Below are 26,921 nucleotides of genomic sequence, written 5' to 3'. Positions count from 1 at the left end.
ATAGGTTGCTGAAGACTAAGGCTATCAAACGAGGATGACGTCAGAACTCCTCCCAGGCGCCGGGAGCAGCGGCAATGGCGGCATTTCCTGCATGCCGCTGTACGGGGGCTCTCGGTTCGGGACGAGATTGGCGGGCGACTTGAACGGGTCTGGGCTGACTGGCCGCAGACGCGCCGACGACGAACCTGCCGGCCGAGTCCTGCAGAAGACGTCCCTGCTGCAGCAGCTCCTGGCAGGCCGCGTTGGTTTCCTCGACCATTGCCGCGTTCTGCTGCGTCGCCTGATCCATCTGGTTGATCGCGCCGTTGATTTCCTGCAGGCCCGTCGCCTGTTCGCGATAGGACTGGACGATGGAAGCGATACTGTCGCTGATGCGGTTGATCTGCTCCTCGATCTTCAGCAGGGCGTCGCCGGTTTCGTTCACCAGCCCGACGCCCGCGGCAACTTCCTGGCCGGACACATTGATCAGGTTTTTGATTTCCTTTGCTGCATTTGCCGACCGCTGGGCGAGTTCACGCACCTCCTGCGCGACAACCGCAAAACCCTTGCCGGCCTCACCGGCGCGCGCCGCCTCGACGCCGGCATTCAGCGCCAGCAGGTTGGTCTGGAACGCGATTTCATCAATGACGCCGATGATGCGGCCGATCTGGCTCGACGAGGTCTGAATCCGGTCCATCGCTCCGATCGCATCACGCACCACCGTTGCCGAGACATGAGCGCTCCGCTTGGTTTCCTCGACCAGCTTGCCGGCATTTTCGGCGCGCTGCGACGATGTTCTGACCGTGGTGGTCACCTCATCAAGTGCCGCGGCGGTCTGTTCCAGTGCTGCCGCCTGTTGCTCGGTCCGTCTGGCGAGTTGATCTGCGGAGGATGCCAGTTCGCTTGACCCGCCTTCGACCGCCACCGAGGCCATCTTGATCTCTGTCAGCGCGGCCGCGACCGCTTCGACCATGTTGTTGAAATCCCGCCGCAATTTATCGAATTCTGGGCCGAGATCGGCCAGGTGTATCGAGAAGTCGCCTGCGGCAAGCTTTTCCAATGAAGTTGCAAGAGCGGTCATGACCAGCCGTTGAGTTTTGCTGGCCTCTTCCGTGAACAATGTGTTGCGTGCCCGTTCGGCGTCGAGCGAAGCGCTCTGCTCGGCAGCGGCCTGCTCTCTTTCGACCTTCGATATCGCCTCATGACGGAAAACTTCCAACGCGCGTGCCAGAAAACCGATCTCGTCGCCATTTTCCTTGTAGGTGACAGGGGAGACCAGATCGCCTTTCTGCAACGCGCTGATTCTTTCGCTGAGGATTCTGATGGGCCGGCCAACAAGGCTGCGCATGGCGAGAAGGAAGGCGACGACGGCCAAGGCGGTGATCAGCGACTGGGTGAACAGCGAAACGAGAACCTTCTGCCTGACTTCAGCAGCGATTTTTTCGACGGACCAGTTGGTAACGATATAGCCGGTGGCCTTGCCTGATTTATCCAACGGGAGCGGCGCGATGATCGTGACCACGCCGGCGGATATTCCGCTGTCGTCGATCGTCGTTTTCTCCGGCTTGGCACCGAGGCTCTTCACCAGATCGGCCGGTGCGGGCAAACCGTTGATGCCATCGCGTGTCCACGTGTCGACGGCGGCAGGCTCAGAGTTGAATGCGGCAAACTGCACGAGATCGAGCGAAGGGTCATCGCGGTAGAGCGAATAGGCTTCACGGACCGCATTCGCCTTGCCCCACTTGACCCCGCCGGCGGCCAGCGAGGCAAACTGCTCCGCATCCTTGGACCAGTTGGCCTTGGCGCCATCGATCAGAGCCCGGGTTTCGTACATCCAGGTATAGGTGGCGAAAGCGGAAATGCCGCAGAGGTTGACGGCCACGATAATCGCCGCCAGCTTGGCTGTCAGAGGCATCGTTTTCAAAAAATGGAACATTCCGCGGCAGCCTAGAATTGCAGCTCAGTCGAACATGTTCCCGACCGGCGTCTCAATACGGGCATCCGCGCTGACGATCACATCACGAGCCCTCATGCCCATGTGCGGATAGCAACCCAAAACGCGCAAACGCAGTGTGTATTTGATATGTGAATAAATCATAAAGTAGAATGGGATGCCGGAGCACACACGTGTTATTTCGCTATTGCGCCCGCTGGAGATCTGCCTCGCCCCGCTGGAGAGAAGAGGTATGTCGCGCGTCCATGTTCCCTACGCCCCGGCCGAAGAAGAGAGACAGATGGCACCGCTTGGCGCGCGCGGCTAGAATCAACCATCTGGTTCGCGGCTTGCCGCCGCGCCGGTTTGCTGAAATAGATGCGCCGTCAGGTGCCCGCCGGTAAGGCGGGAGAATCGGGAATCCGGTGCAAGGCCGGAACGTGCCCAACGCTGTAAGGCCGACGCTTGCCGCTTCATCACGCCACTGGCTTCTTGCCGGGAAGGCTGCGGCAGACGGATGACGCCAAGTCAGAAGACCGGCCTGGCAAAGATAGACCGATCCGCGCGGACGGCGGGGCGGTTGCGTTGTTGGGGATTTGACGATGCGACCCTTTGATGAGGATGCCCTTTCGGCGGCGTCCGGTTTTTCCGTGGCCGAACGCGAGGCCGTCTATCATGCGATCATGACGCGGCGTGACGTTCGCAGCCAGTTCCTGCCCGATCTCTTGCCGGACGACGTTGTAGAGCGTCTGCTGACGGCCGCTCACCACGCACCCTCCGTCGGCTTCATGCAGCCGTGGAATTTCATTCTGGTGAAAAGTGCCGCTGTGCGGGCGCGCGTCCGGGATGCCTTCGCGAGCGCCAACGACGAGGCGGCGCTGATGTTTGCCGGCGATCGGCGGCAGGCCTACCGCGCCCTCAAGCTCGAAGGCATCGTGGAGGCGCCGCTCGGCATATGTGTGACCTGCGATCCCACGCGCAGCGGCAGCGTGGTGCTGGGGCGCACCCACAATTCGAAGATGGATTCATACTCGACCGTCTGCGCCATCCAGAATCTCTGGCTGGCGGCGCGGGCGGAAGGGGTCGGCATCGGTTGGGTCAGCATCTTCCGCGAAGGCGATCTGAAAACCATTCTCGGCATACCCGAGCATATCGAAGTAGTCGCCTGGCTCTGTGCCGGTTTCGTCGATCGGCTCTATGACGAGCCGGAACTCTCCGTCAAAGGCTGGCGGCAGCGGCTGCCGCTGGAGGATCTGGTCTTCCATGATGGATGGGGACTGAACACCTAGGGCAGTGCGGTGGAGCATGGCCTCAATCGCACAGTCACGACACTCAAGGTGAGCAAACCGATGTCGGGGATCGCCGACGCCGGGCGAGGGCGAGGTATCTTTATTCCGGGCCTTTATATCGATACGCTGAAGGCGAATCCCGGAATTCCAAATGATATTCGGCTATCGGCGGCTCGATCGGAGGATAACGGCCCAATGAACATGATCGACTTGAAGGAACGCATCATCGTCATCACAGGCGGTGCGCGCGGCATCGGCTACGCTATCGCAGAGCGCGTCATCCAGTCTGGTGGCAAGGTGGCAATCTGGGACCTGAACGAAAACATGGCGAAGGACAGCGCTTCCGCTCTCGGCTCCGGCACGGTCGCTTTCGGCGTCAACGTCGCAGATCCCCAATCAGTGAAAAACGCGGCGGCGACGACCGAGGAGATTTTTGGCCGTATCGACGGCCTCGTCAATTCCGCCGGGATTACCGGTCCGGTTAAGCCCACGATTGAATACGATGTCATCGAGTGGAAAGATGTTGTCGATGTCTGCCTCACGGGAACCTTCAACTGCTGCCGCCACGTCGTTCCGGTCATGTTAAAGCGCGACTACGGGCGGATCGTGAACATCTCTTCGGTGGCAGGCAAGGAAGGAAATCCGAACATCGCTGCCTATAGCGCAGCGAAAGCCGGTGTGCTGGGCTTCACCAAGTCTCTTGGCAAGGAACTCGCAAAGACGGGAATCGCCGTGAACGCGGTAACGCCGACCACAGCAAAGACACCTATATTGGACGGGCTGACACCGGAATTTATCGAATATATGCGCGTCCGCATTCCGCGCGACCGTTTTGTTGAACTTCATGAGATCGCTTCGATGGTCGTCTGGCTGCTCTCCGAAGAGAACTCTTTCACGACCGCATCGACGTTCGACCTGAGCGGCGGTCGTACGACCTACTGACCATGCTCAAGCGACCCGCATTGACATCCCGCCGCAAGTTCACCTGACGTCGGCTTCATCTCAAGCACCCCGGCACAACGCCGCGATAGCTTCGTCACCGCCGTTTGAGCTGCTTGGTCACCGCTGCTGTTGCGGCTGAGGGCCGGGCGCTGCCGGATTGGCGAGGTCGATCGAACCCTGGTCGCCAGCAAGGAATTGCGGGCCGACCTGACGGACCTTGTTCTGTGTCGGATCGTAGGGTCGCTCGGGCGATGGTTGCGGTGCGATCTGCGCTGCAGCATCCTTTACCGGCGGATTGGTGCGGATGGTGGTGATCGAGCCCTGCTGCGGCGGTTCGCTCAACGCCTGCTTGCCGCGCATCTCCTCGTAATAGGCGGTGAGATTGCAGGCGCAGGAGGACTTTTCTCCGGGCGCGCGGTTTTTGTAGGCGAAGGCGTTCTTCATGGCGCTGTAGGGCGTGCCGGTTGCGACCGAGATCATGTTCGAGGCTTCGGTACTCGTCACATCACGATAGAACAATTCTGTCTCGATACCCGGGCACATCTTGGCGCAGGTCTGGGCGTCGCGGCCGAAATCGACCAACGTGGCGTTCGAGCTGATCGGGAAGAAGCCGCCGTCGCAGCTGCGCACACACATGGTGCTGACCGGCGAGAGCATCTCGGCCCTCGGCAGGCCGTAACGCGGATCGATCTCTTCACCGCCGCCGAGTGGGATGAAGGTATCGGTGCGCATCGCCTGTTCCTCGACGCTTGGAGCCGGTTCGTTGGCGCTGCGATCGCTCGGAGCATAGAAGTTTTCGCTGTTGCAGCCATTGCCGTCGAGGGCGGCCGTCAGTTCGCGGCGGGCCTGGTCATTATCGCTGCCCCGGCCGAGCAATTCGCCGCGGCGGTCCTGGAGGTAGCGTATATTGTCGATCATCCTGCCTTCGGCCTGCGAGAGCTCGGCGCAATAATCGGCATTCTCGCCGCCGATGACGACCATACTGCCTGAGGTGCAGCCATAGCTACGCAGATCGTTGCGGACCTTGCGCAGCTCGAGGTTCTGCTCAGCCATGGCGCTGGCAAACTGGCGCGCTTCCGGGCCGTTGCTGTTGCCGATCGACCGCGGCAGGTCGGCAAGACGGCCGCGCAGGTCGTCGCAGACCGCACTGGTCTGCGCGGCGGCGGGCGCAGCCAAGGCAAGGAGGAGGGCAAGAGACAGGTTTCGGCGTTTCACGGCGTCGTCCCGGAATGAGCAAAGAATCGATCGGTCGATTGCGGCCTCGATCGCCGCGGGTTTCTCTTAGGGTATTTCTCTTAATAAGCTGGGATAAATTCCTAGCGTATTTTCGCGATTTTATCCAGCGGACCGCCAGAGACCCAGTGTTCGATTATGAAGAAGCTGCCGATGGTAAACAATGAGGCCAAGTGCCCACTCCAATCTCCTGACTCGCTTGGGGAACGTACTCATATCGGGACGTCGAAAATGACAGGAATTGCCAACGAACTCAGCTCCCCCGCAACGACAGTCGGGCTGCCGGAAACCCAACACGGCTTCCACGTCTTCGTGGACGGTTGTTATGAACCCGGTTCCGGGCGCGGCGGATGGGCGTTCGTCGTTTATCGTGATGCGGCGGAAATCGCGTCGGGCTTTGGTGGCGCCGAAGATTCCGCCAATAATTCGATGGAATTGACCGCCGTCCTCAGGGCGGCAATCTGGATCAACTGCGAGGCAAGCGGCGAGCCCGCGACGATCTGGTCCGATTCCATCTACGCCATCAAAGGCTGCAACAGCTGGCGACATATCTGGAAGAACAACGGCTGGAAGAAAAGCAGCCCGAATGGGAATGCCCGAAGGCGAACGATCGCCAATGCGGAACTCTGGAAAGCCGTCGATCTTCAACTATCCCAGAATGGTCTGGTGACCATTGCCTGGTGCAAAGGCCATTCCGGCATTGCTGGCAACGAGCGCGCGGATGCGCTGGCGGATAAAGGGTGCCTGTCGATAGGGAGTGCCTGATATGTGTGACATCAGGACATGTGTCGGGACGGCTTCAGGGTCTTTTTGTTGGGTCGCGGGCAACCGGCTCACGCCGGTTGCGATGCCTCGACGACGGCGAGTGCCGCCATGTTGACGACGCCGCGGGAGGTGACCGAGGGGGCGAGGATGTGGGCGGGCAGGGCGGTGCCGAGCAGGATCGGGCCGACGTGCAGGCCGTCGGTCATCGACTTGACCACACCGAGGGTGATGTTGGCGGCATCGAGGTTCGGGAAGACCAAAAGATTGGCTTCGTCGTGCAGGGTCGTGTCCGGCATGACGCGCTTGCGCAGTGCTTCGGTGATGGCGCTTTCGCCGTGCATCTCACCGTCGACCTCGAGGTCGGGCGCGGCTTCGCGCACGAGCTGCAGGGCGTTGCGCATCTTCGTGGCGCTTTCGGATTCACGCGAGCCGAAGTTGGAATGCGAGACCAGGGCAGCGCGCGGCGTGAGGCCGAAACGGCGGATTTCCTCGGCCGCAAGCACCGTCGCCTCGGCGACCTCTTCGGCGGTCGGATTGAAGGTGACGTAGGTGTCGGTGAAGAAGGTGGCGCCGCGCTGCGAAATCATCAGGCTGAGTGCGGAGAAATCGCGGACATTCTTGCGCTTGCCGATGATCTGGCGAACGTCGCGCAGGTGCTTCTCGTAGCGGCCTTCAAGGCCGCAGATCAGCGCATCGGCCTCGCCGCGCCTCAGCGCCAGCGCGCCGATGACGGTGGTGTTGGTGCGCACGATCGTGCGGGCAGCTTCCGGGATGACGCCGCGGCGGCCGACGAGGGAGAAATAGAGATCGACATATTCGCGGAAGCGCGGATCGTCTTCCGGATTGATGACCTCGAAATCCGACAGCGGCCGGATGCGCAGGCCGTAGCGCTTCAGGCGCGTCTCGATGACTTGCGGGCGGCCGATCAGGATCGGTTCGGCAAGGCCTTCTTCGAGCAGCACCTGAGCGGCGCGCAGCACGCGCTCGTCCTCGCCTTCGGAAAAGATAACGCGCTTGCGCTCGGCGGCCTTGGCGGCGGTGAAGATCGGCTTCATGACGAAGCCGGAGCGGAAAACGAAGCGGTTCAGCTGGTCGAGATAGGCGTCGAAATCCTGGATCGGGCGGCGCGCCACGCCGCTCTGTTCGGCGGCCTTGGCGACCGCAGGTGCGATGCGCAGGATCAAGCGCGGATCGAAGGGTGAGGGGATCAGATAGTCAGGGCCGAAGACCGGAGTCTCACCGGAATAGGCGCGGGCGGCGACGTCGGACGGCTCTTCGCGCGCAAGGGCCGCGATGGCGCGCACGGCCGCCATCTTCATTTCCTCGTTGATCGTCTCGGCGCCGCAATCGAGCGCGCCGCGGAAGATATAGGGGAAGCAGAGGACGTTGTTGACCTGGTTGGCGAAATCCGAGCGGCCGGTGCAGATCATCGCATCGGGGCGGGCAGCACGGGCGAGATCAGGCATGATCTCCGGCGTCGGATTGGCGAGCGCCATGATCAGCGGCTTGTCGGCCATCTGCGCCAGCAGTTCCGGCTTCAGCACGCCGGCAGCCGAGAGGCCCAGGAAGACGTCGGCGCCGCCGATATTTTCGGCGAGCGTGCGCGTATCGCTCTTCTGCGCGTAGATGGATTTCCATTCGTCCATCAGCTCGATACGGCCCTCATAGACGAGGCCTTCGAGATCGTGGACCCAGATGTTTTCGCGTTTTGCCCCGAGAATGACAAGCAGGTTGAGGCAGGCAAGAGCGGCAGCACCGGCGCCGGAGGCGACGATCTTGATGTCGGCGATGTTCTTGCCGGCGAGTTCCAGCCCGTTCAGGATCGCGGCGGCGACGATGATTGCCGTGCCGTGCTGATCGTCGTGGAAGACGGGGATCTTCATCTTTTCGCGCAGGCGCCGCTCGACGTCGAAACACTCCGGTGCCTTGATGTCTTCGAGGTTGATGCCGCCGAAGGTCGGCTCCAGCGAGGCGATGGTCGAGACCATCTGGTCGACGCCTGGGGCATCGATCTCGATATCGAAGACGTCGATCCCGGCGAATTTCTTGAAGAGCACGGCCTTGCCCTCCATGACCGGCTTGGAGGCAAGCGGGCCGATATTGCCGAGGCCAAGCACGGCGGTGCCGTTGGAGATAACGGCGACGAGATTGGCGCGCGAGGTATATTCTGCCGCCATTTCGGGATTGTCGCGGATGGCAAGGCAAGGGGCGGCAACGCCGGGCGAATAGGCGAGCGCCAGGTCGCGCTGGTTGCCGAGCGGCTTTGTCGCCTGGATCTCAAGCTTGCCGGGGCGGGGATAGCGGTGGAAGAAAAGCGCCTGTTCGTCGAGATCGCCGCTCGTCAGGTTCTTTTCCGTCTTCGATTTTTCCGGGTGATCCATCGCCGCCTCCGTGCACGTCTTTTGAGCTCCCTCCATACATCAATCGGCTACGGGCGACAGTATGGAAATGAGGGATGGGAGAAGATTTCGTGAGGTGGGCAGAGGGGTGTATCCACGCCGTGACCATTCGGCCTTCAAGCAGCCGCCGCAGCTAATCCTTTTGGGGAAACTTGTTTGACGACCTCAACAGGAGCAGGATGCCGGCCGCGACGGTGCGGGGCGCCGGTCGCATGGAGGAAATCATGGACAATTTGAACCTCACGACCCTGCAAAAGGGGCAGACGATGGTCAATGACGTGGCCATCGATGCTTTTGCCGCCGGATTTCGCGGCAGTCTCCTGACCAGCAAAGACATGGATTACAACGAGGCGCGGACGATCTGGAATGCGATGATCGACCGCAGCCCCGGGCTCATCGCGCGTTGCGCGGGTGCCGCCGATGTCGTGCGGGCAGTGCGGTTTGCACGCGACAATAATCTGCTCCTTTCGGTGCGCGGCGGCGGCCACGGTATCGCCGGCAATGCGGTCTGCGAGGGCGGTGTGGTCATCGACCTGTCGGCGATGAAATCGGTGCGGGTCGATCCGCAGATGCGCCGCGCCAGGATCGAGCCGGGAGCCACGCTTGCCGATGTCGATCAGGAAACGCTGGCCTTCGGGCTGGTGCTGCCGACCGGCATCAATTCCACGACCGGCATTGCTGGATTGACACTTGGCGGCGGCTTCGGCTGGCTGACACGCAAATTCGGGCTGACGATCGACAATCTGCTTTCGGTTGATGTGGTGACGGCCGATGGCGAACTGGTCAAGGCGAGCGAGACGGAAATGCCGGACCTCTTCTGGTCGTTGCGCGGCGGCGGCGGCAATTTCGGCGTCGTGACTTCTTTCGAATTCCAGCTCAACCCTCTCAACACAGAGGTTCTCGCTGGGCTCGTCGTGCATCCCTTCGCCGATGCGGAAATGGTGCTCAAGGAGTACCGGCAGGCGCTGGAGGCGGCTCCGGACGAGCTGACCTGCTGGGTGGTGATGCGCCAGGCGCCGCCGCTGCCGTTCCTTCCCGCGGAATGGCACGGTAAGGAAATCGTCGTGCTTGCCATGTGCTATTGCGGAGACATCGCGGCGGGCGAAAAGGCGACAGCCAGATTGCGCGCGATCGGAAATCCGATTGCCGACGTCGTCGGTCCGGTGCCGTTCACCGGCTGGCAGCAGGCCTTCGACCCGTTGCTCACCCCCGGTGCGCGCAATTACTGGAAGAGTCAGGATTTCGCCTCCCTCTCGGATGCGGCGATCGACGTGCTGCTCAACGCCGTGCGCAAGCTGCCCGGACCGGAATGCGAGATCTTCATCGGTCATGTCGGCGGTGCGGCTGGCCGCGTGGCCACCGAAGCCACCGCATTTCCGCAACGCAGCTCGCATTTCGTCATGAATGTGCATGCGCGCTGGCGGGAAGCCGGGATGGATGGAAGCTGTATCGGTTGGGCACGGGAGCTTTTCGAGGCAACCAAGCCGCATTCGGTCGGCACCGCCTATATCAACTTCATGCCCGAAGACGAAGGCGATCGCGTCGAGACTGCCTACGGCGCCAATTACGCTCGCCTTGCCGAGATCAAGCGGCGCTACGATCCGAACAATCTGTTCCGGATGAACCAGAATGTTAAACCGATGGCGGCAGTGCGAGCTGCCTAGCCCCGACGATCCCGCGCTCGGGTGATATAGCCGGGCGCGGGATGAGGCGCCAATCACTTGTCACCCCTCGGTGAGTTCGATCAATTCGCGCAGCAGAACCGCGTCGTCGGACGCGGCATGGCCGTCAGGCCGTAAAACATGGGCAAGCCATGCGCCGTCCGCCGCCAGGCGAACGATCTCGAGTCGCATTCCGCCATCGGTTTCGGCGTGTTTGATGAGCCGGTCATTCATCCATTTATGCCAGAGAGACTTGGAGTAGGGGTCGGCAAGCACGGTCATCGTCTGCGCCGACCACGGGCTGTTGTTGAGGGCGCGGTCGGAAAACAGGGTGCGGACATAGGCGCGGGTGAATGTGCCGTGGCCGCCCTTATCCTTTTTCAGTTCTCCATCGATCTCGCGGTCGAGGTTTTCCATCATGCCGTCGAACACGGCCTCTATAAGCGCCTGCTTATTGGGGAAGTGGTGAAACAGACCTCCCTTGGTCACGCCGGCGGCACTCGCGACCGCCTGCAGGCTGACGGCGGCGAGACCATGTTCCAGCGCCAGCTTGGTGGCGCAATCGAGAAGAGCCTGCCGCACGACGTCCGGCTGTTTCTTTCTGTTGCGGGGGCTATCTACCAATGCATGACCTGTGTTCGAGATAAGCTTCGCGCCGAGGCGGCGCGAGAGGATCAGTATCACTCCCGGGATCGCCGGGCCATGGGAGTTCTGATCATGATAGTGCTATCATACCTACCGGTAGGTATCTTGCAATGCAAAAAAAGATCGACTATCTGTCGGCTGAGGAGGCCCGCCGAACGTCATTTCGGCGGGCTGTGCTTTTTGGGACCCCAGCGGGACCAGCAGGAAGGCTAATGAACATGCTTTTTCGAACGAAATCATTGCGTTATACGCTTGTCCTGGCGCTGATATCAGGTGCATGCCTGCCGGCTTACGCTCAGGAGGGCGGCGCGATGCCACCTGCCGCCGTCAGCGTCCTGACGCTCAACCCGCGTCCGGTTCCCGTTATCAGCGAGCTGCCGGGCCGCATCGCCGCGACGCGTGTTTCGGAGGTGCGGGCCAGAGTTTCCGGCATCCTGCAGGAACGGATCTTCGAGCAGGGCAGCCTCGTTCATCAGGGCGATGTGCTCTACCGGATCGATCCGGCGCTTTTCCGGGTGCGTGTGGCCAGTGCGGAAGCAAGCCTCGATCGCGCCAGGGCGACGCAGCTGAATGCCCGCCAGCAGTTGGACCGGCAGAAGTCGCTGCGCGACCGCGATGTTGCAAGCGGTATCGAATACGATGCGGCAGCCGTCGCCCTTGCCCAGGCCGATGCGGATGTCGCGCTGGCGCAGGCAGCACTTGACGAGGCGAAGATCAATCTCGGCTATACCGAAGTCCGCGCACCGATATCAGGTATCATCGGCGGCGCGCTGGTGACGGAAGGCGCGCTGGTGACGGCCGACGCCGGCGATGCGCTGGCGATGATCCAGCAGATCGACCCCGTCTATGCCGACTTCACACAATCCTCCGGAGACCTGCTGGCGCTGAAGCGGGCGGTCGAGAACGGCAGCCTCGCATCGACGGAAGCCGGGAAGGCCGACATCAAGCTCGTCTTCGACGACGGCACGGTCTATGGCGAAGCCGGAAAGCTGCTCTTCAGCAGCGCCAGCGTCGATGCGACGACGGGCCAGGTTACCCTCCGCGGTGAATTCCCCAATCCGAAGGGCGACCTGCTGCCCGGTCTTTACGTCCGCGTCCGTATCGAACAGGCCGTCCGTGAGAAGGCGATCCTCATCCCGCAGCGCGCCGTCATCCGCACGGCCGACGGCAAGGCGCAGGTCTATGTCGTCCAGGAGGGAGACGTAGCACAGCCGCGTGACGTGGAGCTCGGTCAAACCTTCGGCAATGAATGGGTGGTCGAAAGCGGCCTGTCATCAGGTGAGCGTCTCGTTGTCGACGGCAGCCAGAAACTGCAGCCGGGCGCAAAGGTCGCGCCGGAAGAGTGGCGGGATGGCCAGCTTGCGTCCGGTGACGCCAAGAAGCCGGAGTAAGGTCGATGGCACGCTTCTTTATCGATCGCCCGATCCTGGCCTGGGTCTTTGCGATCTTCATCTCTCTCGCCGGCCTGATCGCGCTGCCGTTCCTGCCGGTTGCGCAATATCCGAAGGTCGCGCCGCCGCAGCTCAGCATCACCACCAGCTATCCCGGCGCATCGCCCCAGGATATCTATCAGGGCGTCACTCGCCAGATCGAAGAAGAGCTGAACGGCGTCGAGCACCTTTCCTATTTCGAGTCGACCTCCGATACATCGGGTGCGATGACCATTACCGCGACCTTTGCGGCCGGCACTGATATCGACCAGGCCTCGGTCGACGTTCAGAACGCCATCCGCCGCGTCGAACCGCGGCTGCCGCAATCCGTCAAGGATCAGGGCATCACGGTCGAGGAGGCATCGTCCGGCTTCCTGATGTTCATCTCGCTGACATCGACGGATGGGAAGACGGACGAGGTGGCACTTGGCGACTATCTCAACCGAAACGTCATCGGCGAGCTACGCCGTCTCGAGGGTGTCGGCCGCGCCCAGCTGTTTGCGTCGCAGCGGGCGATGCGCATCTGGATCGATCCCGACAAGATGGTCGGCCTGAACCTCACCGCGTCCGACATCAGCGCGGCGATCTCGGCGCAGAACGCCCAGGTCGCGGCTGGCCAGATCGGCGCAGCACCCAATCCGATCTCGCAGGACCTGACGGCGACGGTGCTGGTGAAGGGGCAACTGACCGACATCAAGGAGTTCGGAGACATCGTGCTGCGCGCCAATGCCGACGGATCGAACGTCAGGCTGCGCGATGTCGCGCGCATCGAAGAGGGCAGCGAGAGCTACAGCTTCTCCACCCGCTTGAACGGGCAGCCGAGTGGCGCCATTGCCATCCAGCTGTCGTCGACGGGCAATGCCGTCAACACCTCCAACCTGGTCAAGGCGAAGATGGAGGAGCTGTCACGCTTCTTCCCTGACGGCGTCGAATATTCCGTTCCCTATGATACCAGCCCGTTCGTCTCGGCATCGATCGAGAAGGTGGCGCATACACTCGCAGAAGCCGTCGCGCTCGTCTTCGTCGTCATGCTCATCTTCCTGCAGAGCTTCCGCTACACCATCATTCCAACGCTCGTCGTGCCCGTCGCGCTGCTCGGGACGCTTGCTGTCATGTTTGCTGCCGGCTTCTCGATCAACGTGCTGACGATGTTTGCGATGGTGCTTGCCATCGGCATTCTCGTCGACGACGCCATCGTGGTGGTGGAAAACGTCGAGCGGCTGATGGCGGTGGAAGGGCTGTCACCGAAGGAAGCGACCAAGAAGGCGATGCGGCAGATCACCGGCGCGATCCTCGGGATTACGCTGGTTCTCTCCTGCGTCTTCGTGCCAATGGCGTTCTTCCCAGGCTCCACAGGCATCATCTACCGTCAGTTCAGTCTGACCATGGTCGTATCCATCCTGTTTTCGGCCTTCCTGGCGCTGTCGCTGACCCCGGCGCTTTGCGCCACTTTCCTGAAGCCGATCAAGGGTCACCACGAGAAGAAGGGCATTGCCGGCTGGTTCAACCGCAACTTCGACCGGTTGACCGGCCGTTATGCCCGCACCGTCGAGGGACTGGCCAAGCGCTCCTGGCGGGTCATGGCCGTCTATGTCGCGCTGCTCGTCGGCCTTGGCTACCTCTTCGTCAACCTGCCGAGCAGCTTCGTGCCGGATGAGGATCAGGGCTTCCTGATCGTCGACGTGCAGGGACCGCCGGAGGCGAGCCGCAACCGCACGGTGGCCTCGCTCGAAAGCATCGAGGCGATCTTCAAGAAAGAGCCGGCCGTTGCCAACGTCGTCGCGATCCAGGGCTTCAGCTTCTCGGGGCAGGGACCGAACGCTGCCCTGGTATTCGTCACACTCAAGGACTGGGCCGAACGCGGCGCCGGCAATTCGGTACAGGAGATCTCCAACCGCGCCAACATGCAGTTGTTTGGGCTGAAGGACGCCACATCCTTCGCGCTGTCGCCGCCGCCGATCGAAGGGTTCGGCACGACCAACGGCTTCACCTTCCGCCTTCAGGATCGCGGGGCGAAAGGCCAGGCGGCACTGACCGAGGCGGCGGGAATGCTGATCGGCAAGGCATCGCAGAATCCCATCATCGCAGGTATCCGCCCGGAAGGCATGCCGGACTCGGCCCAGCTCGTGCTCGTTATCGATCGCGAGAAGGCAAATACCTTCGGCGTCGCCTTCGCCGACATCAACAGCACGATCACCGCCAATCTCGGTTCGAGCTATGTCAATGACTTCCCGAATTCGGGCCGCATGCAGCGCGTCATCGTGCAGGCGCAGGACAAGAGCAGGCTTCAGGCGGAAGACCTGATGAAGCTCAATGTCCGCAATGCGAGCGGCGGCATGGTGCCGCTGTCGTCCTTCGCCGTCGCCGAATGGCAGAAGGGACCGGCGCAGATCGTCGGTTATAACGGCTACCCTTCCGTGCGTATCTCTGGCGCTCCGGCGCCTGGATATTCGTCGGGCGCGGCAATTGTCGAAATGGAGCGGCTGGCCTCGGAACTTCCCGACGGTTTCGGCTTCGAATGGACCGGCCAGTCGCTGGAGGAGCTGAGATCGGGATCGCAGGCGCCGTTCCTGTTCGGCCTCAGCATCCTTTTCGTCTTCCTGCTGCTGTCGGGGCTTTACGAGAGTTGGTCCATCCCGTTGTCGGTGATGCTGGTCGTGCCGCTTGGCGTCATCGGCTGCGTGCTCGCGGTGATGAGCCGCGACATGTCCAACGACATCTACTTCAAGGTCGGCCTGATCGCGATCATCGGACTGTCGGCAAAGAACGCCATCCTGATCGTCGAATTCGCCAAGGACGGCTTTGCCGAGGGCAAATCGCTGATGGATGCCGCGATCGAAGGCGCCCGTCTGCGCTTCCGGCCGATCATCATGACCTCGCTCGCCTTCACTTTGGGCGTGGTGCCGCTGGCGATCGCCACCGGGCCAAGTGCGGCGAGCCAGAATGCCATCGGCACGGGCGTGCTCGGCGGCATGATCTCGGCGACGGTGCTGGCGATCTTCTTCGTTCCCGTCTTCTTCGTCTTTGTGCTGCGTCTCTTAAGGACGAAGCGGCCGGAGACTGTGAACGAGGAGGCGCCGGCCGGGCAGGAGCCGGCAACCGTCACGTCGCCGACCTGAGGTGAAGAGTTGGCGGTTGCCTTGCGCAACCCGCCGCACCTTTGCGCCGGTCCGATTTCAGGAATTATGCAGTCGGCTTCGGCGTGATCGTCACGTCGGCGCCATAGGCATCGCGCAGTTCGCCTTCCTGTCCCGGCTGCCGGTCGGCGGCCTGATGCAGCAGGATTGACTCGTATCCTTGCGAGCGCGTCCCCTCGATCAGGGTGATATCGGCGTTTCCAGGATTGTCGGAGCGCTCGAACCACTCGACAGGGCGGTGCAGGAAGTTCATTTCGACCGCCCGGTTGGTGACGCCATGACCGACGATCACGAGGTTGTGGTCGCTATTTTCGGCGTCGTGCATGACGGTCTGGAGGAACAGGCGCACCCGCTGCGCCACATCCGCCCGGCTTTCGCCATCCGGCGGCCGTGCGTAGAACTTGCCGCTGTTGCTGCGCAGCCTTGCCCATTTTTCGAACTCCTCGGGAAACTTCTGCTTCTGTTCGGCGTGGTCGTAGATTTCGGTGAAGAGACCGAAATCCTGCTCGCGCAGCAGATAATCCTCCCTGATATCGCCGACGAAGCTTTCCGGCAGGGCCTCGAGCAGCGCATCCTTGCTCTGCCGGGTCCTGAGAAAGGGCGAATACCAGATCTGCAGCTTGCCGAAACCCGCGCTCGGCAATGCTTGCAGGTAGGAGGCGATCACCCCGCCTGCCTCGAGGGCCTGCCGATGGCCCCATCGCGTCAGCGGCACGTTGTGATCGCCGAATTGACGGTAGGCCTGTTCGTTGATGTTGCCGAGGGATTCGCCATGGCGAACGAGAAAAAGACGCATCAGCCATCCCGCATTGTCGGATATGAATCGCCGCCATCATGAACGCCCTGAATGCGCAGGGCAACATGGCCGGCAGGCCTGGCAGCGACGGGCATCCTGTCCGCGCGGCGACAGGCATTCTGCCAGCGCGGCGACAGGCATTCTGCCAGCGCGGCGACAGGCATTCTGCCAGCGCGGGATGATCGGGTTTGCAGCGCTTTTCCACACCTTGTCATCTTCCTGAAACACGAGTCTGATTTTGGAAGGCTAGATGAAAGATGGGACATGAGCGGCAGCTCGTGAAAGACATGATGGAACCCAGACATTTCCGCACGCTCTTCATTTCCGATGTCCATCTCGGCTCGAAGGCCGCGAAGGCCGACTTCCTGCTGGATTTCCTGCGCCACCACGAGGCCGATACGATCGTGCTCGTCGGCGACATCGTCGATGGCTGGCGCCTGAAGCGCAGCTGGTACTGGCCGCAGGTCTGCAACGACGTCGTCCAGAAGCTGTTGCGCAAGGCGCGCAAGGGCACGCGCGTCGTCTATATTCCCGGCAATCACGACGAATTCCTGCGCGCCTTCCCGGGCATGCATTTCGGCGGCATCGAGGTCGTCGAGCGCATGATGCATGACGGCGCCGACGGCAAGAAATACCTGATCCTGCATGGTGACGAGTTCGACGTCGTCGTCCGCAATGCCCGGCTGCTCGCCTATCTCGGCGACTGGGCCTATGACACGGCGATCCGCATCAACATCATCCTTGCGGCAGTGCGCCGCCGGCTCGGCATGCCCTACTGGTCGTTCTCGGCCTGGGCGAAGCTGCAGGTCAAGCATGCGGTCAACTTCATCGGCGAATTCGAGCGCGTCGTGGCCGAGGAAGCCCGCAAACATGGCGCCGACGGCGTCATCTGCGGACATATCCATCATGCCGTGATCCAGGACATGGACGGCATCCGCTACATCAACACCGGCGATTGGGTGGAAAGCTGCACGGCGGTCGCCGAACACGAGGACGGCACGTTCGAACTGATCACCTGGCGGTCTCTCGCCAGCAGCGTGCCTGCGCTTGTAGCCATCGAAATGCATGACGAGGGTGAATTGGCCCCGCAGGCTGCCTGATTTTGGCGCCTGCGCTTTACAGCGCCGCGTGTCTTTTCAGACGCGCAAAGGACGCCGTAGCACTTTGAAATTATGCTTTAGGAATTTAGCCGTTACCGTCAGGCGACAGGCCCTATTTATTTTCTAAAACGTTTCAGAACGGCTATTTCTCGCAATAGTCGTCTCCGGGGTGGTGTGTTAGGACAACGACCGGTTTCCTTCAGGTCCACCCATGATTCCCGCTCAAAATTCCCCGACGGGTGAGGGAGCGCCGCCGCGCTTCCGATTGCTCAGCGCGCTTTCCTATTGCGCGCCGCTGCTCGTCAACGGCATCGTCCTGCCGTTCTTCCCCGTTTGGCTTGCCGGCCACAGCTTCAGCGACCACGAAATCGGTGTGATCCTGGCCGTTCCGATGGTGGTGCGCGTGCTGGTGGCGCCTGTTGTCGCCATGATCGCCGACCGGATGAAGGAGCGCGCCGACGTGCTGCTCTGGTCAGGCGGCCTGTCGCTGCTGACGGCGGTGGCACTCTACTGGACGACGACTTTCTGGCCTGTCTTCATCGTCTTTACGCTGCAGGGCGCCACCTTCGCGCCCTATGTGCCGGTCGTCGAATCGATCGTCATATCGGGCGTGCGCCGCTGGGGGCTCGATTACGGATCGATGCGGGTCTGGGGCTCGATCGCCTTCATCGTCTCGACGCTGGTCGGTGGCCAGTTGATCAACCGGTGGGGCGGCGGGATGGTGCTTGATGTCATGGCGTTCGGCTTTACCATGACCGTTGTCATGGCGATCTTCTGTCCGCGCATCGGGCCGACGCGGCGCCGCGGCCAGCCGATCGATCTTCCGGCCGCCACCGGCAGCGGCCTGCGTGAGCCGCACCTGCTGCTGCTCTTGATCGGCGTCGCCATCCAGCAATCGAGCCATGCGGTGCTCAACGCCTTCTCCTCGATCTACTGGCATCACCTCGGCTTTTCCGGCACCGAGGTCGGCCTGCTCTGGAGCGCCGGCGTCGCTTCGGAAGTGACGGTGTTCTTCCTGTCGAAGCGCCTCAGCCGTCGCTTCGACGCTTGGACGCTGATCCGCTTCGGCTGCGCCATCAGCGTCTGCCGCTGGATCCTGTTTCCGATGAATACCGGTTTTGCCGGTTTCTTCCTGCTCCAATGTTTCCACGGCTTCACCTACGCCTTCGTGCATACGGGCGTGCAGCGGCGGATCGTGGCGACGGTGCAGGAGACGCAGGAATCCTCGGCACAGGGCGCCTATTTCTTTTATGTCGGCATGGCGATGGCGCTGATGACCCTGGCGTCGGGTTATCTCTATGCCTGGCTCGGCGTCGTCAGCTATTACGTCATGGCCGTAGTCGCTTTCTCCGGCCTCGGCCTCGTCATCTTTGCCTATTATCTTCAGCCCCAGAGGGTGCTTTCGGGCGGAAAGACCAGGGAAGCGGCGTAATGCAGGCCGGGTTCGCGGTCGCGGGCAAGTAATAGCGGACCATCGAGATCGACGAAATCGGCATTCTGGGCGAGCAGAACGGCGGGCGCCATGGCAAGCGAGGTGCCGACCATGCAGCCGATCATGATGCTGAAACCAAGCCGCTCGGCCTCGGCCTTCATCGCCAGCGCCTCCGTCAGGCCGCCCGTCTTGTCGAGCTTGATGTTGATCGCGTCGTAGCGGTCGGCAAGGCTTGCGAGATCGCCGGTGTGGTGGACGCTCTCATCGGCGCAGACGAGAAGCGGGCGGCGGATTTCGGCAAGCAACGCATCGCGGCCAGCCGGCAGCGGCTGTTCGACGAGGGCCACACCCGCTTGCGCCGCGATATTGAGGTGGTGTTCCAACACTGCTTCCGGCCAGCCCTCATTGGCATCGAGGATGATGGCGGCATCGGGCGCTGCGGCGCGGACGGCGCGGATGCGGCTTTCATCGTCGCCGGTTCCGACCTTGACCTTGAGCAGTGCACGGCCGGCATGTTCGCGCGCCTGGGCGGCCATCACCTCCGGCTCACCGAGCGAGATGGTGTAAGCGGTGGTGAGCGGCTGCGGAGCGGAAAGGCCGAGGCGGGCGGCGACGCTGTCTCCCGTCCGCTTGGCCTCAAGATCCCATAGGGCGCAATCGACGGCGTTGCGGGCCGCACCCGGCGGCATGGCCGACAGCAGGTCATGGCGCGAAATACCGGCCTCTATCAGCGGTCGCGCCGCCTCGATCTGGGCGAAAACACCCTCCATGGTCTCGCCGTAGCGGCGGTAAGGCACGCATTCGCCGAGCCCCCGCGCACCCGCTTCGATAAGCCTGCAAGTGATGACCTCGGCTTCGGTCTTTGCCCCGCGCGAGATGGTGAAGGTTCCGGCAATCGGGAAGGAATTCATCTGGATATCGAGGGTGCGCGGCATTATTGCTCTCCTGCAAGCATGGAAATTGCACGGTGCTTCTGTATATTGACGCGCCGGACGGACGATCTGCTTCGCGATTCGGCAATGTCGCTGTAAGCCTTGAAAGACACAAGTATCTTGAACGCCGAGAATCGCAACGCCGCCTCACTGCAAGTGGACGACCAGGCTGATGGCTCGGGACAGCGTGTGCGTCTTCAGGGCAATTGGCGCAGCGCCTACATCCATCTGGTGCTACGCGATTTTGAAAAGCTCCTGCAGAAGAAGACCGGCGACCTGACGGTAGACCTCTCGGAGATTTCGGAGATCGACACAGCCGGAATCTGGCTGCTGTGCCGGCTGAAAAAGCAAGAAGAGGCGGGCGGGAGGGCGGTTCGCTTCGAAGGCACCAACTCGCATATCGACGAAATGCTGGAGATGTTTTCCGAGGAGCCGGCCAAGCCCGAGCCGGAGCAGGTGGAGAAAGTCTCGTTTGCCACGCGCATCTTCGCGCCGATCGGCAAAATGACCTATGAAGTCTGGGACAATTTCGCCGCTGCCATGTATATCCTCGGCTCGGCGGTGCGCGGCGCGCAGATGAAGTTCGGCCGCGGCAGCGGCGTTTCGCCGGCCTCGATCGTCAACCAGATCGACCATATGGGCGTTCGCGCCGTTCCGATCATCTTGCTGATGTCTTTCCTGATCGGGGCGATCATCGCCCAGCAAGGCGCCTTCCAGCTGCGCTACTTCGGTGCTGAGGTCTTCGTCGTCGATCTCGTCGGCATCCTGCAATTGCGCGAAATCGGCGTGCTTCTGACGTCGATCATGATCGCCGGCCGCTCGGGCAGCGCGATCACCGCCGAAATCGGCTCGATGAAGATGCGCGAGGAGATCGACGCGCTGAAGGTGATGGGGCTGAACCCCATCGGCGTGCTGATCTTCCCGCGGCTGGTGGCGTTGACCATTGCGCTGCCGCTTTTGACGGTGCTCGCAAATTTCGCTTCGCTGGGCGGGGCTGCCGCTGTCGCCTGGGGCTATTCCGGTATCACCTTCGCCAACTTTCTGTCGCGCCTGCACGAGGCGGTGACACTGTCGACGGTGCTCTCAGGCATGATCAAGGCGCCGTTCATGGCGCTGGTCATCGGCATCGTCGCCGCCGTCGAGGGGCTGAAGGTCGGCGGCAGCGCGGAATCGCTCGGCCAGCATGTGACGGCCGCGGTGGTGAAGGCGATTTTCGTCGTCATCCTAATGGACGGGCTTTTTGCGATGTTCTATGCAGCGATCGACTTTTAGCATGGCGGACCGCGTGGACGAGAAACCGATCGATACGGGAGACAAGGACGAAAGGGACATCGTGCTGTCGGCACGCGACGTCACCGTCGGCTTCGGCTCCAAGGTCGTGCTCGACAATCTGAACCTCAATATCTACCGCGGCGAGATCCTCGGTTTCGTCGGCGCGTCTGGCACCGGCAAATCGGTGTTGATGCGCACCGTGCTCAGGCTGCTGCCGCGCCGCTCCGGCACGATCAAGATCCTCGGCCAGGATTTCGACGAGCTCGACGAGCCGCAGCGCAACGCGCTCGACATGCGGCTCGGCGTGCTCTTCCAGCAGGGGGCGCTGTTCTCGTCGCTGACGGTCAAGGAAAACATCCAGGTGCCGATGCGCGAATATCTCGACCTGCCGACCTCGCTGATGGACGAGCTGGCGCATCTGAAGATCCGCATGGTCGGGCTTGCGGCCGATGCCGCCGACAAATATCCGTCCGAACTGTCAGGCGGCATGATCAAGCGCGCAGCCCTTGCCCGCGCGCTGTCACTCGATCCGGAACTCGTCTTTCTGGACGAACCGACTTCGGGTCTCGACCCGATCGGTGCGGCCGAATTCGACGAACTGATCGCCAACCTGCGCGATAGTCTGGGACTGACCGTGTATATGGTCACGCACGACCTCGACAGCCTGTTTTCGGTCTGCGACCGTATTGCCGTGCTCGGAAAGAAACGGGTAATGGTGGAAGGCACGATCGAAGACATGCTGGCCTATGACGATCCGTGGGTGCAGGCCTATTTCAAGGGCAAACGTGCGCGGTCGATCGTGCCGCAGGACGATGGCGCGCGGCACGGCAGCAGCGGGAAGTGACCGGATAAGATGGAAACCAAAGCCAATTACACGATTGTCGGTTTTTTCACGGTGCTGGTGATCGCGGCGGCGTTCGGCTTCGTCTACTGGATGGCCGAATATGGCCGCGGCGGCCCGATGACGGAGTTGATCGTTCGTATTCCGGGCTCGGCCAACGGCCTCAGCGTCGGTTCGCCGGTGCGCTTCAACGGTATCCAGATCGGCTCGGTGCAGACGCTGTCGATCGATGCCGACGATCCGCAATATTCGCTGGCCTTCACCCAGGTCCGTACCGATGCGCCGATCTACCCCTCCACCAAGGCAGCCCTGGAAATCCAGGGTCTGACCGGGGCTGCCTATATCGAACTTTCGGGCGGCCGCAAGGGCGAGGAAAGTATACTCCAGCATGCGATCGACAATAACAAACGCGCCGTCATCGTCGCCGACCAGTCGAGCGTCACCAATCTTCTGGCGACGGCCGACAAGATCCTCGATCGGGCCAACGACGCGGTCGGCGAACTTCAGGGTTTCATCGAAGATTCGCGCGGGCCGCTAACCGAGACTTTCAAGAATGCCGAGACGTTCTCGGATGCGCTTGCCAAGAATTCCGGCAATATCGACGCCTTCCTGCAGAGCGTGGGTGAACTCTCCAATACGGTGAAGGCCGTGTCGGGCCGTGTCGATTCGACGCTTCAGGCCGTCGAATCGCTGGTCAAGGCGGTCGATGCGCAAAAGATCGACAACATCGTCTCCAATGCCGAGAAGATCACCGCCAATGTCGCCGATGCCTCAGGCGACCTCAAAGGGGCGATCCAGAAGTTCGACCAGACGGCCACCACCTTCAACGATTTCGGCAAGCAGGCGCAGGCGACGCTCGATCGCGTCGATACGCTCGTTGCCCAGATCGATCCGGCGAAGGTGAAGGGTTCCGTCGACGACATCGCGCAGGGGACCAAGGATGCGCGCGCCGCCGTCGCCTCTATCCGCGATGTCGCCAACACGGTTTCGGCGCGTCAGAAAGATATCGACCAGACGATCCAGGACGTCTCTCAGCTTGCCAACAAGCTGAATTCGGCGTCGACCCGAATCGACGGCATTCTCATCAAGGTCGATGCGCTGCTCGGAACCGACAATACGCAATCACTGTTTGCCGAGGCGCGCAATACGCTGGAATCCTTCAAGAAGGTGGCCGACAACCTGAATTCGCGGATCGGGCCGATCGCCGACAATCTGCAGAAATTCTCGAGCGGTGGCTTGCGCGACGTGCAGACTCTCATCAATGACATGCGCGGAACCGTGAGCAATCTGAACGATACGATCAGCAACTTCGACCGCAATCCGCAACGCCTGATCTTCGGCGGGGACACGGTCAAGCAATATGACGGCCGGACGCGGCGTTAAACTTGGGAAGTCAGGGGTAGCCTAATATGGTCGCATCGCATCTGTTGTCGCGCCGTTCTTGGATCAGGGGAACGGTGATCGCGCTGCCGCTGACGGCGCTGATCCTTTCCGGGTGCGGCACCGCGGCCAAGAACGATACTTATGATCTTTCCGCCGCCGTCGACGGCAGCGGACCCGCGGCCAAATCCCGCCAGATCCTGATCGCCAGCCCGACGGCGCTAAGGTCGCTCGACAGCGAGCAGATCGTGATCCGTGTTTCGCCGTCGGAAATCCAGTATCTCTCAAAGGCGCAGTGGGGCGACAAGCTGCCGCGCATAGTGCAGTCGAAGCTGGTGGAAGCCTTTGAGAACTCCGGCAAGCTCGGCGGCGTCGGCATGCCGGGGCAGGGGCTGGCGATCGACTATCAGGTCGTCACCGATATCCGCTCCTTCGAAATCGATGCTTCGAACGGCAATCAGGCGGTGGTCGAAATTTCCGCCAAGATCCTCAACGACCGCAACGGCTCGGTGCGCGCCCAGAAGGTGTTCCGCGCCATGGCGCCGGCCGGAGGTGACAATGAAGGCTTCGTCAAGGGCCTCGACCGCGCCTTCTCCACGGTTGCCTCCGAAATCGTCTCGTGGACGCTACCCTTGATCTGACCGGCGTTTGCACGACGGCGCCTCGATCCGCGCCTTGCCGGTTTTTTGAAAAATATCGACGCTGATGACATTAAGATCGTCGTCGCATTCAGTTTCTTCATGAATTTATGGACGATGTATCAGGCCAAGCATGGCGGACGGAACCGTTGCGTGTCGTGGAGTTCCATCCACGCCGATCACGCCATTGGGGCTCGACGGCGGGTGCTGAAGTCGGGTTCGATCCTGTTCAACGATCGGCGTTCGACCATCGACTGCACCGTCAAATCCATCGGCTCGGAGAGCGCCGGCATTTCAGCCACCAATACATCAGGCATTCCTTCGGAATTCATCCTGGCTATCAGAGGCGAAGGATTCGAAACGAATTGCAGGGTGATCGCGCAAGACCGGCAGCATCTGGAAGTGGCTTTCAGGTAACCTGTCGACGGGTCTCCGCTCATCGACTACTTCGTCGGCTGCGAATCCGTCATCGTCGCTCCCGGCTGGCTACCCGGTGTGGTGGAGGCAGTGGTGCTTGATGATGGCGACAGGGTGCTGTCCAGCAGACTTGCCATCTTGTCGTCGCGTATACTCGCGGTCTTTTCGCCCATGACGACGCCGACCACGCGGCGGCCATCCTTCAGAGCCGAGGTCACGACGTTGTAGCCCGATGCATCGGTGTAGCCTGTCTTGATGCCGTCGACGCCATCATAACGATACATGAGGTTGTTGTGGCCGCGCAGCTTCATGCCGCGGAACTGGAAGCCGCGCATGGAGAAGAGCTTGAACTCCTCGGGGAAGTCCCGCATCAGCGAAACGCCGAGCGTCGCCATGTCCCGCGCCGTGGTGACCTGCTCCGGATCGGGAAGGCCCGACGGGTTCTTGAAGACCGTATCCTTCATGCCGAGCTGGCGCGCCTTGTCGGTCATCGTCTTGGCGAAGGCCTGTTCGGTGCCGCCGAGCTGTTCGGCAATCGCCACAGCCGCATCATTGGCGGAGAGCACGACGATTCCTTCGACGGCTTCGCGCAGCGTCACCTTGCGGCCAACGCCGACGGCGAGCTTGAAGGGCTCCTTGCTTTCGGCATTTTCCGACATGGTGAGCTTCTGGTCCCAGTTGAGGCGTCCGTCATGCAGGGCCTCAAAGGCGAGATAGAGCGTCATCATCTTGGTCAGCGACGCCGGATAGTTCAGATCGTCCTGATTGGAACCTTCGAGGACCCGGCCGGACTGCACATCCACGACGAAGCTTGCCTGGCCTGCCTGAACCTGAGTGAAAGCGCCCATCAGGAAAAAGGAAGAGAGCGCGGTAGCGAGGAGCCGGGATGTCGTCTTGGTCATCAATGTTGCTGTCTCTGTCGTTTGGATGGCGGAGTGAGCCGTTCTGTTTGAATATGAGCGGATCAGAAAAGTTTGTGACGGAATGAAGGACAGCGGGCAATAAAAAAGGATCTTCCACAGCTGATTCCTTTTGTCTCACCCTCTTCGGTTTTGACAATGATGCGTACGGCACGTAAAAAACGCGCCATGAGCATGAAGCGCGCGCCCTTCTCCCGTCATATCAGCACCTGCCCGCGGGTTGCGATCGTGCGCGCTTTTGGCGGACGAGGTCTTCGCGTCCTGCTGTGACGTCGGGGCGCTGCAGGCGTCCGGCGCGCTGCTGGACGTAAAGCCCCTCACCACGTCAATCAAGGTTGCCAGGGAGACAGGCACCGTGCTCAATATTTATCATGTCAATTCGCTCGTCCATTGGGAGGAGCGCGAGATCCATTTGCGCGATCATATGATCGGCTTCTTCTCGGAAGAGGTCCGCAATTTTCTCAGATCCGTCAATCCGGCCTGGGATCTCAGGAGGGTCGAGGCGCCGACACTGATGCCGCGGTCGCTGGTGTCAAGCGCCTATTCGAACGCCGATATCTGGATCCAGGAACAGCTATCCGCCAGCGATATCGCGCTGGTGCTGAGACCGGAAACCACGCCGTCGACCTACGTCTACATGCAGCACATTCTCGGCAATCACTCGAAGACACGGCTGCCGCTCTGCGTCTGGCAGGCCGGCAAATCCTATCGTCGCGAGCAGGAGCAGCCGACCAAACACATGCGGCTGAAGGAATTCTGGCAGCTCGAATTCCAATGCGCCTTCACGGCCGACAGCGGCAACGACTATCACGCCGCTTGCATCGAGCCGGTCCGCCGGATGATCGCATCGCTGATCCATCTGCCGACGCGGATCGTACCCTCCGACCGGCTTCCGGCCTATTCCGAGGTGACTGTCGATATCGAGGTCGACAATGGCGACAAGTGGATGGAGGTCTGCTCGATCTCCCGACGCACGGACTTTCCGCAGCGCTACCAGTCGCAGCCTAAAAAGGGAGCGGCGGTCGACCATGACGTGCTGGTGCTTGAGATCGCCATCGGCCTCGATCGGTGCCTCTACAACTGGAACATAGCGGCCGATCGATGAGATATCGGAAGCCGGGGCTGCCAAGCAGTCCCGGTTCTCCTGCAGCCCGAAAATTTATGAAAAGGCTATCTCGGCGGCGGGACGGATTTCTACCGTCGCTTGCCCGCATCGAAACCATCGAGTGTTTCGTTGTGATGGGCAATGATCTCGGAAAAGGTCAAGGTCGCCGTGTCGCCGGTCGTGTGACCATCGGCAATCAACGTCACGTCATATCCAGCGACACGGCACGCCTGACTGTCGTGTCGACGCAGAATTGCGACATGCATCCACCGACGAGGAGGTGGGTGACCGATCGTTCGTCCAGGCGTTCGGCAAGGTCGGTCTCGAAGAAGGAGTCGGCGCTTTTCTTGCGCACAACGACCTCGGCCTGCCTCGGCGCGACCTCGTCGCGCAGCGCCCAACCCGGCGTGCCGACAGCCACTCGATGGCCGCTGTCGCCGTCGTGCTGAACGAGTACGATCGGCGCGCCCGCCTGCCGAGCTTTTTCCCTGTAGCGCGGCCAGCCGTGAGACGGTCTCGTCGAGTGCGGCATCGACTTGAGGCTGCCGCTCCGGCGAGGCTTTGCCGCTGAGGATCGCATTCTGCACGTCGATGATCAGAAGGGCCTTGGTCATTTCTGGAGGTTTCCGTAGCTGGACGGCGGACGGTTTCGTTTGGGAATGCTTGCTTTCGTGT

Annotated in this window: 20 protein-coding genes, 2 pseudogenes and 1 riboswitch; of the genes and pseudogenes, 14 read left to right on the top strand and 8 right to left on the bottom strand. The window is 61.6% G+C overall.

Annotation, left to right across the window (positions count from 1 at the left end; genetic code table 11):
* Positions 1-40: 40 nt before the first annotated feature.
* Positions 41-1,915 carry a HAMP domain-containing methyl-accepting chemotaxis protein gene (locus BA011_RS08765; RefSeq protein ID WP_065280152.1) on the bottom strand — a complete coding sequence of 625 codons (1,875 nt, stop codon included), beginning with the start codon at positions 1,913-1,915 and terminating at the stop codon, positions 41-43.
* Between the two features lie 368 nt (positions 1,916-2,283).
* A riboswitch (cobalamin riboswitch) is annotated at positions 2,284-2,472 on the top strand.
* Between the two features lie 42 nt (positions 2,473-2,514).
* On the opposite strand from BA011_RS08765, the gene bluB reads away from it, so the two are divergent.
* Entirely contained in the window at positions 2,515-3,201 is a 687-nt protein-coding gene (gene bluB / locus BA011_RS08760) for a 5,6-dimethylbenzimidazole synthase (RefSeq protein WP_065280151.1), read from the top strand.
* A 195-nt stretch (positions 3,202-3,396) separates the two neighbouring features.
* Positions 3,397-4,143, top strand: a complete 747-nt coding sequence (locus BA011_RS08755) for an SDR family NAD(P)-dependent oxidoreductase (RefSeq protein ID WP_065282462.1) — start codon at positions 3,397-3,399, stop codon at positions 4,141-4,143.
* A 117-nt stretch (positions 4,144-4,260) separates the two neighbouring features.
* Here the strand turns inward: BA011_RS08755 and BA011_RS08750 are convergent, their stop codons facing one another.
* A complete protein-coding gene (locus BA011_RS08750; protein WP_065280150.1) occupies positions 4,261-5,358 on the bottom strand; it encodes a DUF2865 domain-containing protein in 1,098 nt (365 codons plus the stop codon).
* A gap of 249 nt (positions 5,359-5,607) precedes the next feature.
* On the opposite strand from BA011_RS08750, the gene BA011_RS08745 reads away from it, so the two are divergent.
* Positions 5,608-6,141, top strand: coding sequence for a ribonuclease H family protein (locus BA011_RS08745; RefSeq protein ID WP_065280149.1), 534 nt, complete (start codon positions 5,608-5,610; stop codon positions 6,139-6,141).
* A 68-nt stretch (positions 6,142-6,209) separates the two neighbouring features.
* Here the strand turns inward: BA011_RS08745 and BA011_RS08740 are convergent, their stop codons facing one another.
* Complete coding sequence (locus tag BA011_RS08740; RefSeq protein WP_065280148.1) at positions 6,210-8,522, bottom strand: NADP-dependent malic enzyme; 2,313 nt, start codon at positions 8,520-8,522, stop codon at positions 6,210-6,212.
* A gap of 242 nt (positions 8,523-8,764) precedes the next feature.
* Here BA011_RS08740 and BA011_RS08735 point away from each other — a divergent pair, with 242 nt between their 5' ends.
* Entirely contained in the window at positions 8,765-10,204 is a 1,440-nt protein-coding gene (locus tag BA011_RS08735) for an FAD-binding oxidoreductase (RefSeq protein WP_065282461.1), read from the top strand.
* Between the two features lie 60 nt (positions 10,205-10,264).
* On the opposite strand, the gene BA011_RS08730 is transcribed toward BA011_RS08735, so the two are convergent.
* Positions 10,265-10,825, bottom strand: coding sequence for a TetR/AcrR family transcriptional regulator (locus BA011_RS08730; protein ID WP_065282460.1), 561 nt, complete (start codon positions 10,823-10,825; stop codon positions 10,265-10,267).
* A 233-nt stretch (positions 10,826-11,058) separates the two neighbouring features.
* On the opposite strand from BA011_RS08730, the gene BA011_RS08725 reads away from it, so the two are divergent.
* Positions 11,059-12,237 (top strand): efflux RND transporter periplasmic adaptor subunit, encoded by a 1,179-nt coding sequence (locus BA011_RS08725; protein ID WP_186806522.1) that lies wholly within the window; start codon positions 11,059-11,061, stop codon positions 12,235-12,237.
* A 5-nt stretch (positions 12,238-12,242) separates the two neighbouring features.
* Positions 12,243-15,395, top strand: a complete 3,153-nt coding sequence (locus BA011_RS08720; protein WP_065280147.1) for an efflux RND transporter permease subunit — start codon at positions 12,243-12,245, stop codon at positions 15,393-15,395.
* Positions 15,396-15,459: 64 nt separating this feature from the next.
* On the opposite strand, the gene BA011_RS08715 is transcribed toward BA011_RS08720, so the two are convergent.
* Positions 15,460-16,209 (bottom strand): histidine phosphatase family protein, encoded by a 750-nt coding sequence (locus BA011_RS08715; RefSeq protein ID WP_065280146.1) that lies wholly within the window; start codon positions 16,207-16,209, stop codon positions 15,460-15,462.
* A 257-nt stretch (positions 16,210-16,466) separates the two neighbouring features.
* On the opposite strand from BA011_RS08715, the gene BA011_RS08710 reads away from it, so the two are divergent.
* Together BA011_RS08710 and BA011_RS08705 are read left to right on the top strand one after the other, a co-directional pair.
* Positions 16,467-17,309, top strand: a complete 843-nt coding sequence (locus BA011_RS08710) for a UDP-2,3-diacylglucosamine diphosphatase (protein ID WP_065280145.1) — start codon at positions 16,467-16,469, stop codon at positions 17,307-17,309.
* Between the two features lie 211 nt (positions 17,310-17,520).
* Positions 17,521-18,741, top strand: coding sequence for an MFS transporter (locus tag BA011_RS08705; RefSeq protein ID WP_065280144.1), 1,221 nt, complete (start codon positions 17,521-17,523; stop codon positions 18,739-18,741).
* On the opposite strand, the gene dgcA is transcribed toward BA011_RS08705, so the two are convergent.
* Complete coding sequence (gene dgcA / locus BA011_RS08700) at positions 18,693-19,676, bottom strand: N-acetyl-D-Glu racemase DgcA (RefSeq protein WP_065280143.1); 984 nt, start codon at positions 19,674-19,676, stop codon at positions 18,693-18,695. The two genes, BA011_RS08705 and dgcA, sit on opposite strands and share 49 nt — an antisense overlap.
* A 99-nt stretch (positions 19,677-19,775) precedes the next feature.
* Between dgcA and BA011_RS08695 the strand changes: the two genes are divergently transcribed.
* The 5 genes and pseudogenes from BA011_RS08695 to BA011_RS08675 form a co-directional block, all read left to right on the top strand.
* Positions 19,776-20,945, top strand: coding sequence for an ABC transporter permease (locus tag BA011_RS08695; protein WP_186806521.1), 1,170 nt, complete (start codon positions 19,776-19,778; stop codon positions 20,943-20,945).
* A gap of 1 nt (position 20,946) precedes the next feature.
* Entirely contained in the window at positions 20,947-21,789 is an 843-nt protein-coding gene (locus BA011_RS08690; RefSeq protein ID WP_065280141.1) for an ABC transporter ATP-binding protein, read from the top strand.
* 9 nt (positions 21,790-21,798) lie between these two features.
* Positions 21,799-23,169, top strand: a complete 1,371-nt coding sequence (locus BA011_RS08685; RefSeq protein WP_065280140.1) for an MlaD family protein — start codon at positions 21,799-21,801, stop codon at positions 23,167-23,169.
* A gap of 26 nt (positions 23,170-23,195) precedes the next feature.
* The gene (locus tag BA011_RS08680; protein ID WP_027667687.1) at positions 23,196-23,807 is read left to right on the top strand and encodes an ABC-type transport auxiliary lipoprotein family protein; all 612 of its coding nucleotides are present in this window, start codon (positions 23,196-23,198) and stop codon (positions 23,805-23,807) included.
* A gap of 114 nt (positions 23,808-23,921) precedes the next feature.
* Positions 23,922-24,221 (top strand): annotated as a pseudogene (locus BA011_RS08675) (sensor domain-containing diguanylate cyclase); the annotation flags it as partial.
* A gap of 26 nt (positions 24,222-24,247) precedes the next feature.
* Here the strand turns inward: BA011_RS08675 and BA011_RS08670 are convergent.
* On the bottom strand, positions 24,248-25,123 hold the full coding sequence (locus BA011_RS08670) for a D-alanyl-D-alanine carboxypeptidase family protein (RefSeq protein ID WP_065280138.1): 876 nt from the start codon (positions 25,121-25,123) through the stop codon (positions 24,248-24,250).
* A gap of 373 nt (positions 25,124-25,496) precedes the next feature.
* Between BA011_RS08670 and BA011_RS08665 the strand changes: the two genes are divergently transcribed.
* Positions 25,497-26,246 carry an aminoacyl--tRNA ligase-related protein gene (locus tag BA011_RS08665; RefSeq protein ID WP_065282458.1) on the top strand — a complete coding sequence of 250 codons (750 nt, stop codon included), beginning with the start codon at positions 25,497-25,499 and terminating at the stop codon, positions 26,244-26,246.
* A 54-nt stretch (positions 26,247-26,300) separates the two neighbouring features.
* On the opposite strand, the pseudogene BA011_RS08660 reads toward BA011_RS08665, so the two are convergent.
* Positions 26,301-26,860: pseudogene (locus BA011_RS08660) on the bottom strand (cysteine hydrolase family protein).
* Positions 26,861-26,921 lie beyond the last annotated feature (61 nt).

Source organism: Rhizobium leguminosarum, assembly GCF_001679785.1.
Classification (GTDB): Bacteria; Pseudomonadota; Alphaproteobacteria; order Rhizobiales; family Rhizobiaceae; genus Rhizobium; species Rhizobium leguminosarum_R.
The sequence above is the reverse complement of the archived record's forward strand: the minus strand, read 5'-3'. Positions and strand labels throughout refer to the sequence as shown.